At 57.3% G+C, this 12,111-nt stretch carries 12 protein-coding genes; 5 read left to right on the forward strand and 7 right to left on the reverse strand.

What is annotated here, in order from left to right:
* Positions 1-450: 450 nt before the first annotated feature.
* Entirely contained in the window at positions 451-2,733 is a 2,283-nt protein-coding gene (locus AC2FGC_RS06105; RefSeq protein WP_496725561.1) for an adenosylcobalamin-dependent ribonucleoside-diphosphate reductase, read from the reverse strand.
* Between the two features lie 129 nt (positions 2,734-2,862).
* On the opposite strand from AC2FGC_RS06105, the gene AC2FGC_RS06110 reads away from it, so the two are divergent.
* Positions 2,863-3,294, forward strand: coding sequence for a DUF1489 family protein (locus AC2FGC_RS06110; protein WP_496725560.1), 432 nt, complete (start codon positions 2,863-2,865; stop codon positions 3,292-3,294).
* On the opposite strand, the gene hisG is transcribed toward AC2FGC_RS06110, so the two are convergent.
* Genes hisG through hisS form a run of 3 tightly spaced genes read right to left on the reverse strand, consistent with a single transcriptional unit; the run spans position 3,295 to position 6,560 of the window.
* Positions 3,295-3,984, reverse strand: a complete 690-nt coding sequence (gene hisG / locus AC2FGC_RS06115; RefSeq protein ID WP_496725559.1) for an ATP phosphoribosyltransferase — start codon at positions 3,982-3,984, stop codon at positions 3,295-3,297.
* Positions 3,981-5,069: an ATP phosphoribosyltransferase regulatory subunit gene (locus AC2FGC_RS06120; RefSeq protein ID WP_496725558.1), complete on the reverse strand. Its 1,089-nt coding sequence runs from the start codon at positions 5,067-5,069 to the stop codon at positions 3,981-3,983. Before AC2FGC_RS06120 ends, hisG begins: the two co-directional genes overlap by 4 nt.
* A 3-nt stretch (positions 5,070-5,072) precedes the next feature.
* On the reverse strand, positions 5,073-6,560 hold the full coding sequence (gene hisS / locus AC2FGC_RS06125) for a histidine--tRNA ligase (RefSeq protein WP_496781654.1): 1,488 nt from the start codon (positions 6,558-6,560) through the stop codon (positions 5,073-5,075).
* Between the two features lie 131 nt (positions 6,561-6,691).
* Here hisS and AC2FGC_RS06130 point away from each other — a divergent pair, with 131 nt between their 5' ends.
* From AC2FGC_RS06130 to AC2FGC_RS06140, 3 genes are read left to right on the forward strand one after another with little or no spacing between them, the layout of a single operon-like run.
* Positions 6,692-6,886, forward strand: a complete 195-nt coding sequence (locus AC2FGC_RS06130) for a SlyX family protein (RefSeq protein ID WP_496725556.1) — start codon at positions 6,692-6,694, stop codon at positions 6,884-6,886.
* 10 nt (positions 6,887-6,896) lie between these two features.
* Positions 6,897-7,400 (forward strand): imm11 family protein, encoded by a 504-nt coding sequence (locus AC2FGC_RS06135; protein WP_496781656.1) that lies wholly within the window; start codon positions 6,897-6,899, stop codon positions 7,398-7,400.
* Between the two features lie 27 nt (positions 7,401-7,427).
* On the forward strand, positions 7,428-7,586 hold the full coding sequence (locus AC2FGC_RS06140; RefSeq protein WP_496781658.1) for a hypothetical protein: 159 nt from the start codon (positions 7,428-7,430) through the stop codon (positions 7,584-7,586).
* Between the two features lie 21 nt (positions 7,587-7,607).
* On the opposite strand, the gene AC2FGC_RS06145 is transcribed toward AC2FGC_RS06140, so the two are convergent.
* The 3 genes from AC2FGC_RS06145 to dnaE form a co-directional block, all read right to left on the reverse strand.
* Positions 7,608-7,976, reverse strand: a complete 369-nt coding sequence (locus tag AC2FGC_RS06145) for a hypothetical protein (protein ID WP_496696223.1) — start codon at positions 7,974-7,976, stop codon at positions 7,608-7,610.
* 5 nt (positions 7,977-7,981) lie between these two features.
* Positions 7,982-8,200 (reverse strand): YMGG-like glycine zipper-containing protein, encoded by a 219-nt coding sequence (locus tag AC2FGC_RS06150; RefSeq protein ID WP_058275719.1) that lies wholly within the window; start codon positions 8,198-8,200, stop codon positions 7,982-7,984.
* An 85-nt stretch (positions 8,201-8,285) separates the two neighbouring features.
* Complete coding sequence (gene dnaE, locus AC2FGC_RS06155) at positions 8,286-11,786, reverse strand: DNA polymerase III subunit alpha (RefSeq protein ID WP_496781661.1); 3,501 nt, start codon at positions 11,784-11,786, stop codon at positions 8,286-8,288.
* On the opposite strand from dnaE, the gene AC2FGC_RS06160 reads away from it, so the two are divergent.
* Positions 11,785-11,928, forward strand: coding sequence for a hypothetical protein (locus tag AC2FGC_RS06160; protein WP_496781664.1), 144 nt, complete (start codon positions 11,785-11,787; stop codon positions 11,926-11,928). The genes dnaE and AC2FGC_RS06160 overlap by 2 nt on opposite strands.
* Positions 11,929-12,111 lie beyond the last annotated feature (183 nt).

Here is a 12,111-nt window from a genome sequence, read left to right on the forward strand (position 1 = left end):
GATGTGGCCATTTGATGGAATGCGGATATTCCGCCGCATTGAAACAAATATGCGCGGTGTTGAAGATCGGCCAAACACCCGTTTCAGCTCGTCACCCTGGATGCTCTATTCACTCTACATGAGACCTTCACACTGCTACATCTTTTGGAGTGCCCGCAGCAAACAAACGGAAAGAAAGTCCGATCACAGACTTTGAAAGAGAATATGCCTTTGCGGGCGACATGGACGCGTAGTTCCGACTCATCAAAGACGCGTTTGAAAGCGGAGATGAGCAAAAATTTGAGCACGCGCTTCGCGCCGTATGTGACGCGAGAGATAGCCTTCGTCGCGGAATTCTCAACATGGTAAGCCGCTCAATGTACAACCTATGTGTAGATAGTGGACCCAAGTTAGAACGAAATGGGCAAACTATGGGTCATTTCACAGAAACCGACGCTGAAATTCACGACATCAGCCACATTTTGAATGACCGCAGCTGCGGCAGGTCATGCAGCCCTCGATCATCACCATATCGTACTGGCCGCAGGATGGGCAGGCTTTGCCACGTGGTGCGTCCATGTTGACGACCTGCGCTTGAGGGTCGGATTTGAGCGCCATGCCCTCGCCCTCAAGAAAGCCAATATTGATCATGTGCTGTTCGATCACGCCACCAATTGCGGCCAAGATCGACGGGATATACTTGCCCTGAACCCAAGCACCACCGCGCGGGTCAAACACGGCCTTCAGTTCTTCGACCACAAAAGACACATCCCCACCCCGGCGAAACACGGCCGAGATCATGCGGGTCAGCGCCAGCGTCCAGGCGTAGTGCTCCATATTCTTCGAGTTGATGAACACTTCGAACGGACGGCGACGGCCACCAATGACAATGTCATTGATCGTCAAGTAGATCGCGTGTTCGCTGTCGGGCCACTTCAGTTTGTAGGTCGACCCTTCCAGAGATTGTGGGCGATCCAGCGGCTCCGACATGTAGATCACGTCGCCACCGTCAATTTCATGCGGTGCGCTTGCACTTTCACCCGGCGCTTTGTCTTCGCTTTCTGACACGGTCAGGACGGACCCCGTCACATCGTTCGGACGATAGGTCGTGCACCCTTTGCACCCCTGATCCCAGGCCTGCATGTAGACATCTTTGAAAGCGTCAAAGCTGATGTCTTCGGGGCAGTTGATCGTCTTCGAGATCGAGCTGTCGATCCATTTCTGAGCCGCCGCTTGCATCTTAACGTGATCGGAGGGGGACAGCGTCTGCGCGTTGACGAAATAGTCTGGCAGTTCCTTGTCGCCAAATTTGTCGCGCCACATCTGCACGGCGTAGTCCACGACTTCTTCTTCAGTGCGCGAGCCATCCTTTTGCAGGACCTTCCGCGTATAGGCATAGGCAAAGACTGGTTCGATCCCTGACGACACATTCCCTGCATAGAGAGAAATCGTACCGGTCGGAGCAATCGAAGTCAGTAAAGCATTGCGGATGCCGTATTCGCGGATCGCATTGCGCACGTCATCATCCATCTGCTGCATCGTGCCGCTTTCCAGGTATTTCTCGGCATCAAACAAGGGGAACGCCCCTTTTTCCTTCGCCAAGTCGACCGACGCCAGATACGCGGCGCGCGCAATCGCTTTCAACCAGAGCTCGGTCTGACGCGCGCCCTCGTCCGATCCATAGCGCAGACCCAGCATCAGCAGAGCATCGGCCAGCCCGGTCACGCCCAGCCCGATACGGCGTTTGGCCTGCGCCTCGGCGGCCTGTTCCGGCAGCGGGAACTTCGACGCGTCGACAACGTTGTCCATCATGCGGACGGCTGTCGCGACCAGCTCTTGCAGGGCAGCCTCATTCAGATGGGCCGCATCTTCGAACGGTTCTGCCACAAGACGGGCAAGGTTGATCGACCCCAACAGACATGCACCATATGGCGGCAACGGCTGCTCGCCACACGGGTTTGTCGCCGCGATGGTTTCGGCATAGCTGAGGTTGTTGGCTTTGTTGATCCGGTCGATGAAGATCACACCCGGTTCTGCATAGTCATAGGTCGCCTGCATGATCTTGTTCCACAGATCACGCGCCTGAACGGTGTGGTAGACCTTGTCGTCGAACACCAGCTCCCACGGGCCATCGGCTTTGACAGCTTCCATAAAGGGATCGGTGACAAGCACCGACATATTGAACATGCGCAGGCGTGCGGGGTCGGATTTGGCCGTGATGAACTGTTCGATATCCGGGTGATCACAGCGCATGGTCGCCATCATCGCGCCACGGCGAGAACCTGCGGACATGATGGTACGGCACATCGCGTCCCATACATCCATGAAGCTCAGTGGCCCCGATGCGTCCGCTGCTACACCATGCACATCCGCTCCGCGCGGGCGAATGGTCGAGAAATCATAGCCGATCCCCCCACCCTGCTGCATGGTCAGCGCGGCCTCTTTCAGCATATCGAAGATACCGCCCATGCTGTCCGGCACCGTGCCCATGACAAAGCAGTTAAACAGCGTCACTCGTCGCGCAGTACCTGCGCCAGCGGTGATACGGCCAGCAGGCAGGTATTTGAAATCTTCCAGCGCTTCGAAGAACTTCTGCTCCCAATGCGCCGGGTCTTTTTCGACCTGCGCAAGATCGCGAGCGATACGTCGCCAGCTGTCCTCAACCGTTTGGTCAATGGGCGTGCCATCGGCCTGTTTGAAACGATATTTCATGTCCCAGATCTGCTCGGCGATGGGGGCGGCAAAGCGGCTCATTGGTGATTCCCTGTTCTGAAAGAGGTATTCAGACTATCCCAATTCACGCCCTCACCACAACACCTTGATGCCAGCGCATTGCGAGCTACAATATAAAGAAGGGCCTCGGGACGACTCTGTGGGAAAGCTGTGGATAACTACATAAACCTCATAAAACTATCGGTCGGATCGGAAAGCGTCGACACGCTGATGGAATGGCAGGGCAGCCGCAAGCCGCTTTATGAAGACGGCCTGCCGCGCCACGTCACCCGGATGTGGCCCAAACGTGAAGCCGAGATTCTGAACGGCGGATCAATCTATTGGGTCATCAAGGGTGTGATCCAATGCCGTCAACGCATCGTTCGGATGGACGAAGTGCGCGGCGAAGACGGTATCCGCCGCTGCGCCATCGTGCTGGACCCTGAGGTGCACCGTACCCAGAATGCCTTGAAACGCCCGTTCCAAGGGTGGCGATACCTTAAACCTGAAGATACGCCTGCCGATCTTCCCAAAGGGCGAGCCGAAGATGATTCTCTGCCCGATGATCTGAATCGCGCGTTGGCGGATATTGGCGTGCTATAATCAGCTTAAGCGGTTCAGAAGTTCGGAAAGAACCGCTTTTTCACCCGCATCATAGCTGGCAACACGACTACGCCACAGCGTGGCCTGTGATTGTAGGATCAGGCCGTCCGACAGGATTTTAAGGTGGTTTGCGCGCAATGTCTCACCTGTCGAGGTGATATCGGCAATCGCCTCGGCGGTTTCGTTCATCACGGTGCCTTCGGTGGCGCCCTGGCTGTCGACCAGAGTGTAATCTGCAACCCCCGCATCCGTCAGAAACTCGCGCACCAATCGGTGGTATTTGGTCGCAATCCGCAACCGATGCCCGTGGGTTTTGCGAAACGCTGCCGCTGCAGCATCGAGATCGTCCAGGGTTTCGACATCGACCCAACAGGCAGGGGTCGCAATGATCAGATCCGCTTTGCCGAAGCCCAACTCGGAGACTTCTTCAATCTGCTGTTCCCACCGTGGCAATTTTTCGTGCACCAGATCTGTTCCGGTGACACCCATATGAATGCGGCCAGCTGCCAGTTCGCGGGGGATTTCCCCGGCAGACAGCAGGATCAGCGAGACTCCGTCGATCCCTTCAACCTTACCGGCATATTCGCGGTCTGATCCGCTGCGCGACAATGTGATGCCGCGCTTTTCGAACCACGAAAAGGTCTTATCCATCAATCGGCCCTTCGAGGGCACGCCCAGTTTCAAGCTCATTGCGCGGCCTCCTCGATTTCCAGCATCAGGTCCGGGCGCAGTACGCCGCCAACAGCTGGAATTTCTGCCCCGTTGCCCAGTTGTCGCGTCAGCGCATCGTAACGCCCGCCGGTGGCAATCGGAGGCAAATCGGGGCGACCTTCGGCATAAAACCCAAAGACAAACCCGTCGTAATACTCCATCGACGTACGCCCATAGGCAGCCTCGAAATCCAACCGACTCACGTCAACACCACGCGCCTGCAGGGCGGCAATTCTTGCCTCAAGCCTGTCCAGCGCCGGGGTGATCTGAGGCAGGTCAACGGCCACATCCCGCAACTGCTCCAAAGCAAAGGGCATGGTTTCCCGAACGGTCAGCAGAGATTCCAGGCCTGCAATCTCGTTGTCAGAAATCGGCGGCGTCTCACGATCTTCGCGCAACGCGTCGATGCGGGCCTCAATCTCGGCAGCACGGCGTTTTCCGATTATTGGAACGTCAAACCCCATCAGGTCTGCGGCCTCCAAAAGCATTCTGCGGTGTTCCGGCTCGGGTTTTCGTCCGGCAAACCGATCGAGCAAAACGCGGAACCGACGCGGACGCCACAGATGGCGCATCAAGGCCGCTTTGCGTCGGTCTGTGGTACGCAGGCCCTGAACAGCCGCCGTCAGAATGCCGATGTCCCCGGTTGCCGCGCGCAGGGGCAGCCCCCGCAATTGCAGGGCAAACAGGGAAAACACCTCGGCATCCGCCCCGGCGGGATCATTGCGGTCAAAAACTTCATAACCGACCTGAATGTATTCGTTGGACCGATCCGGATCATGCTCTTGCCGACGAAAGACTTCGCCTGAATAGGTATAGCGTGCGGGTTCAGCCCCTTCGGTCATGTGCATCTGCACGACCGGCAGGGTGAAATCCGGGCGCAGCATCTGCTCGCCACGCAAGGCATCCGAAGTTACATAGGCACGCGCACGGATGTCTTCGCCATAAAGGTCCAGCAACGTTTCAGCCGGTTGCAGCAGGGGCGTATCCACAACCTGCGCGCCGGCAGCTTCGAATCGGACACGCATCATCGCGGCGCGGGCCTGTATCTGGGAACGATTGGGCATCGGTCAGTCCTGACTGTCCATAATTTCGCGCACTTTGGCGACCAGATCACCACGTGACACTTCGAACTGGCTGGGGCGTTCTTTCCATTCCTCGAGCGTGGCGCTTTCGGCAATCTTCGCGCCCAGGATCAGGTCCTTGATCTGCACGATCCCATTGGCCTTTTCGTCGCCGCCCTCGATCACTGCAATCGGAGAGTTCCGTTTATCCGCATATTTCAGCTGATTGCCGAAGTTCTTTGGGTTACCCAAGTAGACCTCGGCCCGGATACCCGCGTTGCGAAGTTCAGCCACCATCGCCTGATAATCGGCCATACGGTCCCGATCCATAACAGTCACAACCACCGGCCCCGTGGCCTGTGCGGCGATCCTGCCTTTTTCGTGCAGGGCGGCCAGCAGACGGTCAACCCCGATGGAGACGCCGGTCGCAGGAACTTCCTGTCCGGTGAAGCGTTTGACCAGATCGTCATAGCGACCACCACCCGAAACCGATCCGAATTGCCGCTTGCGGCCTTTCTCATCGAAAATCTCAAAGGTCAGCTCGGCCTCATAAACTGGCCCGGTATAATAACCCAGACCGCGCACGACCGAAGGGTCGATCTCGATCCGGTCCGCGCCGTACCCGCCCGCATCCAACAAGGTGCCGATCTGTTCCAACTCGGCGATCCCGTCCGCGCCGATCTTGCTGTCGCCTACGGCGGCGCGCAAGTTGGCCAAAGTTCCGGCGGTTTCCGCGGCCTTGGAGGTCAGAAACGCGATCACCGGCTCAGCCTGATCCTCGCTAAGACCAACACCGTCGATAAACGCGCCAGAGGCGTCCAGACGGCCTTGGGTCAGCAGCTCTCGCACGCCCTGCTCGCCAACTTTGTCGAACTTGTCGATGGTGCGCAGAACGTTGTCGCGGTCAGCGACGTCTTCGCCAAGCCCCATCGCCTCAAGCACGCCATTCAGGACTTTGCGGTTGTTGACCCGCACCAGATAGTCGCCGCGCGGAATACCCACGGTCTCCAACGTATCAGACAGCATCGCGCAAATCTCGGCGTCTGCGGCCATCGAGGCCGTACCCACCGTATCCGCATCGCATTGATAAAACTGACGATACCGCCCCGGCCCCGGCTTTTCGTTCCGCCAGACCGGGCCCATCGCATAGCGGCGATAAGGTGTCGGCAGATCGTTGCGGTGCTGCGCATAGACGCGGGCCAATGGCGCTGTCAGGTCATAGCGCAGAGCCATCCAATCGCCTTTGTCGTTTTCATCGACCTCCTGCCACGCAAACACGCCTTCGTTCGGGCGGTCTACGTCGGGCAGGAACTTGCCAAGCGCCTCGACAGTCTCAACCGCACTGCTTTCCAGGGCGTCAAAACCGTAGCGATGATAGACATCCGCAATAGCCCGCAGCATCTCGGTGCGCTGCGTGACTTCCTGGCCGAAATAGTCGCGGAACCCTTTTGGCGTAATTGCCTTGGGGCGGGGCTGTTTCTTGGGCTTGGCCATGTGGGGCGTCCTTGGGAGTTTCCTTGTTCCGCGCGCGGTCTATCCCATGCCCCGCATCGGGGCAAGGCGCGCTTTCGCTGGCCATGCGTTGTCCGGGTCGCTATGACCGGCCTAAGACACAGGAGTCCCCCATGCAGCATCTGGAAGAGCAGATCGCCCATCTTGCCCGTACGGTCGAAGACCTCAACTCGGTCGTCACCCGCCAACAGGACGAGATTGATCGTTTGACACGCCGTGTCGAAATGCTGATGCGCCGCGAAGGTGAGCGGGCGCAGGAAGGTTCAGGCGGTGTTGTTTTCGGCGACGAACGCCCGCCGCATTATTGAGGTTTGACTGATGGCGAAAGATGTGAACGGTGACCTCTGCGTCTGGATTTCAACAACGGTGAATGACGGCAACGCGATACAGGGGGTGACCCGAAAGGAGTTTGGCGATAGATGGCGCGCGAAGCACACAGCAGAAGAAGTTGAATGGTCCAAGAGGATGGTTCAGGAGTCTTCTCGCGGCTGGAAACGTGGTGAAATCCTGACCAAGGAGCAGGTCGGGGATGTATGGTATTTCAATGCACATCCCGAATATGTCCCGCCTCCGTTCATCAGTGGCGGTGGTTATCCACTAGTATCCGAGTCGGCAAAGGCTGTTCTTGAACAGTTCGATCTGGGAGAAACGGTCTTTCACCCGCTGACAGTGATGGATTCAGACGAGGCCCGGCTGTCAACACCAGAGCCGTATTATTTGCTGAATGTGGGCAACAAACGATCCATGGGCAATTATGAAGCGCTTGGCCCGGAAGGCGATATTCGAGCGCCTCTAAACTGCCGAGGAGGCGGGATAGCGTAATTTCCGGTAAGCGGGAAAGAAGATCAGTTGGTCGTTACTCCTGAAGCGGTAAGTGGCCCAGACATATGGCTGGACCCCAAAGTGCCTTCACTACTGTTCCTGTCCGACCGCCTTGTCGCTGGCCTCAAGGCCGCCGGGATGGAAAAAGGTTGGGCTCTGGTTCGTTGTGCGGTGGGCACGCTCTAACGTGCCTAAAACGAACGTGGGTCACAAACCCAGCGACGTTTTCACCGCGTTGTCGACCACGCCGCCCAAAAGGGCATCCTTATCCGAGGCGCAACCTTCCGACAGCGCTGCTATGAATGCTTCACGCAACTGGGCCTTTTCCTCATCTGTGGCCGCATGATCTTCGATATTGATCTGGCGATTGTGGAGAGACAGGGCAGTCATCTTTGCGACAACAGTCACAACAAATTCTTCATCACCATCCGCTTCTTCTGCAATCGAGGCGCAGGTATAATGCATGACGGGCAATGCATCCTGCACCATCTGCTCAGCCGCCTCATCGGCCGCAGCCACACACGGAGCTGCCAGGATTGCGGCACAAGCTGACATTTTGAGTTTGAAAAAACGCATCACAATCACTTCCAGTTATGTCCAATAATGGCTCCGGCCACGCCACCGATCGCTGCGCCTTTTCCGTCACCGACAATCGCTCCAACACCTGCGCCGATCAGCGCGCCTTCAAGGGTCTTCTTTTTCTTCTTGTCGTCCGCCGACGCGACCGAGGCTGCAACCAAAGCCAGCGATGCCGCCGCCCCAAACAAAACTCTTCTGAAATTGAGACCTGCAATTGTCATATCAACACCCTCCTGCGGCATGACCCAAAGACATCTCTGTAGGGTCAGCCTAGCGGGGTGCTAACTGTCTGGCAACAAAGAGAGGTCAGATCTCTTCGACGGACAGAATACCTTCCAGCGATTTTATCGCGCCTTTGATCTGTGGGTTGATCGGAAACTCAGCGCCCAGGTCCATTTCGACATCACCTGGCAGGCTTGGGTCCAGTAACAACAATTGGATCGGTCCGCGCGCCGCGCCTTTGGCGGCAGTTGCGGCATCCTCAAGAACTTTTGCTACGGTTGGCACAGCTTGCGCTTCGTCAACAAAGATACGCAGCCCCGTCGCCCCGGCTTCTGCCACCACGGAATCCGCAGGGCCGACCGAGCGCCCCAGCAGCTTGAGTTGATCCGCCTCCATCGTCGCTTCGGCGGTCAGCACCACCTGCGCTCCGGTTTCCAGATACTCGCGTGACTTTTCGAGCGTTTCTGAAAACAGAGTGACCTCGTAAGCGCCCGTCGGATCCGACAATTGCGCAAAGGCGAACCGGTTTCCACGCGCGGATTTACGCTCTTGCCGTCCGGCAACAACACCAGCCATTTTGGCGATAAAGGGGCCAGAGCGTGCTTTTTCGGTCACCTCATCCAGCGTGAGAACCTGCTTTCGCTTCAGCGCGGGCAAATAGTCGTCTAACGGATGTCCCGACAGGTAAAAACCGATTGCTTTGAATTCTTCGCTCAGACGTTCCGCCGGCAGCCAATCAGGCGAAGGCGACAAGCGCGGTTCGGGCAGGTCATCGCCCGCCTCGCCAAACAGCGACACCTGGTTCGAGTTCTTCTGGTCATGGATGGCAGCCGAATACTGCACCAGCGGATCGAGGCTTTCGAAAACGCGACGGCGGTTCTTGTCGAGCTGATCGAAGGCCCCTGCCCGCGCCATCATCTCTAGCGGGCGCTTGCCGACCCTCTTCAGATCAACCTTGCGGGCAAAGTCGAACAGGTTCACGAACGGCTTGCCTTCGCGACCAGCGACCACAAGGTTCATCGCTTCGACACCCACATTCTTTAGCGCGCCCAGCGCATAGACCAGATGCCCGTCCACCACGTCGAATGTAGACAGCGACCGGTTCACGCAAGGCGGTACATAAGGCAGTTCCAGCCCCTTACGGACCTCTTCGAAGTATACGGCCAGCTTGTCGGTCAGGTGGATATCGCAGTTCATGACACCTGCCATGAACTCGACCGGGTGGTTCGCCTTCAGCCAGCCTGTCTGATAGCTGACAACCGCATAGGCGGCAGCGTGGGATTTGTTGAACCCGTAGTTGGCGAATTTATCCAGCAGGTTCCAAACCTCAGTCGCCTTGGCCTCATCCACATCGTTCTCAGCAGCACCCTTGAGGAACTTGGGCCGCTCTGCGTCCATCGCCTCCTGGATTTTCTTACCCATCGCGCGGCGCAGCAAATCCGCACCGCCAAGGCTGTAGCCCGCCATTTCCTGGGCGATCTGCATCACCTGTTCCTGGTAAACGATGATACCTTGTGTCTCGTCCAGGATATGATCGATGGACGGGTGCAGCGTGTCCCGCTCGCTCAGCTTGTTTTTGACCTCGCAGAACTTGGGGATGTTCTCCATGGGGCCAGGTCGGTAGAGCGCGACGAGGGCAATGATATCTTCGATACAGTCAGGCTTCATCCGCTTGAGCGCATCCATCATGCCCGAGGATTCCACCTGAAACACCGCCACAGTCTTGGCCGCCGAATACAGTTTGTATGTCGCCTCATCATCCAGCGGGATGGCGTTAATCTGGTTTTCCGCCCCTTCAGCGGGTTCGTAAAGCTCCGTACCATCAGCAGCGACATGCAACGGGCGATCAGATTTGAAGATCAGATCCATAGCGTTCTGGATCACAGTCAGCGTCTTCAGGCCCAGAAAGTCGAATTTCACCAGCCCGGCCTGTTCCACCCATTTCATGTTGAATTGGGTCGCCGGCATGTCGGACCGAGGATCCTGATACAACGGCACCAGCGCGTCCAATGGACGATCCCCGATTACCACGCCCGCCGCGTGGGTCGAAGCGTTTCGCAGCAACCCCTCGACCTGCTGACCGTAAGTCAGCAGGCGGTCCACAACCTCCTCGTTACGCGCCTCTTCCCGTAGCCGGGGTTCGTCTTTCAACGCCTTTTCGATGGAAACGGGTTTGACGCCTTCCACCGGGATCATCTTGGACAGGCGATCCACCTGCCCGTATGGCATCTGCAGCACGCGACCAATATCCCGCACCGCAGCTTTCGACAGCAACGCGCCAAAGGTGATGATCTGCCCCACCTTGTCGCGACCGTATTTCTGCTGCACGTAACGGATCACCTCTTCCCGGCGATCCATGCAGAAGTCGATATCGAAGTCCGGCATCGAAACCCGTTCCGGGTTCAGGAACCGTTCGAAAAGCAGCGAATAGCGCAGCGGATCAAGGTCAGTAATCGTTAGCGCATAGGCCACCAGAGACCCCGCGCCCGAGCCACGACCTGGCCCCACCGGGATGTCCTGATCCTTGGACCACTGAATAAAATCGGCAACAATCAGGAAGTAACCGGGGAATCCCATGCCTTCGATGATATCGAGTTCGAAGTCCAAGCGTTCCTGATATTCCTGTGGCGTTACTGCGTGCGGGATCACTGCCAGACGTTTTTGCAAACCATCATTCGCAATACGACGCAGTTCGGCAACCTCGTCATCAGCGAATTTCGGCAGGATCGGATCGCGGCGATAGGCCATGAACGCACAGCGTTTGGCAATCTCGACCGTATTCTCAATGGCCTCGGGCAAGTCGGCGAACAAGGTCGCCATCTCCTGCTGCGACTTGAAATAGTGCTGCGCGGTCAGGCGGCGGCGGCCTTCTTGCTGATCGACATAGGCCCCCTCTGAGATACAAATCAGCGCATCGTGCGCTTCGTACATATCTGTGGTCGGGAAATAGACGTCATTGGTGGCGACTAGAGGAAGGTTTTTGGCATAAGCCATTTCCACATGGCCACGCTCGGTCAGACGTTCAGCCTCTGGCTGACCACCCTCACCCGGATGACGCTGGAGTTCGATATAAAGACGATCGGGGAAAATCGCTGTCAACCGGTCCACCAAGGCCTCAGCTGCGGGGCGTTGACCCTGCTGCAACAACATCCCAACCGGTCCATCCGGCCCACCGGACAAGCAGATCAACCCATCAGATCGTTCCGCAAGTTCTTCCAGAGTCACCTGCGGCAACTGCCCACCCTTGTCAACGTAAAGACACGAGCTGAGCTTCATCAGGTTCTCATACCCGACCTCGGACTGGGCAAGCAAAACCACCGGTGCGGGTGTTTTGGGCTTTTCGCCCGGTTGCGCCTGCACATAGGTCAGATCAACCTGACAACCCATGATCGGCTGCACACCGGCCCCGCTGGCGGTGACCGAAAATTCCAAAGCCGAGAACATGCTGTTGGTGTCCGTCACAGCGACGGCGGGCATCTCCATCTTCTCGCACAGACCCGGCAGCTTTTTCAGCCGCACGGCGCCTTCCAGCAGGGAATATTCGGTGTGAACACGAAGGTGAATGAATCGAGGAGTACTGCTCATGACCGCCACGCTATCCCAGCCGCGCGCCCGGCAAAAGCAGGAACCTTGGCTTTGGATTGCCAAAAAGATGGGCTTTGATTATTCGGCTTTTCCAGAAGGTGCTTCGGAGCCCGGCATTAGCCAAAGACAAAAAACGCTTTAGTTTCAATCAGGTGATCTCTAAACGAAGATAACAATCACGCAGCGTCAGTGCTCAATGGTGTATCACATAGGTAGTTTTTCTTGCCAGACAACCTGCGCTGTTTCTAACATCAGATGGCAAGCTATCCGCCCGCTACTCTTTCTACGTCGCATCGAAGGGGGGCACGCAAGGGCGCAACCGGGT

The organism is Ruegeria sp. CDSC054 (assembly GCF_059610645.1).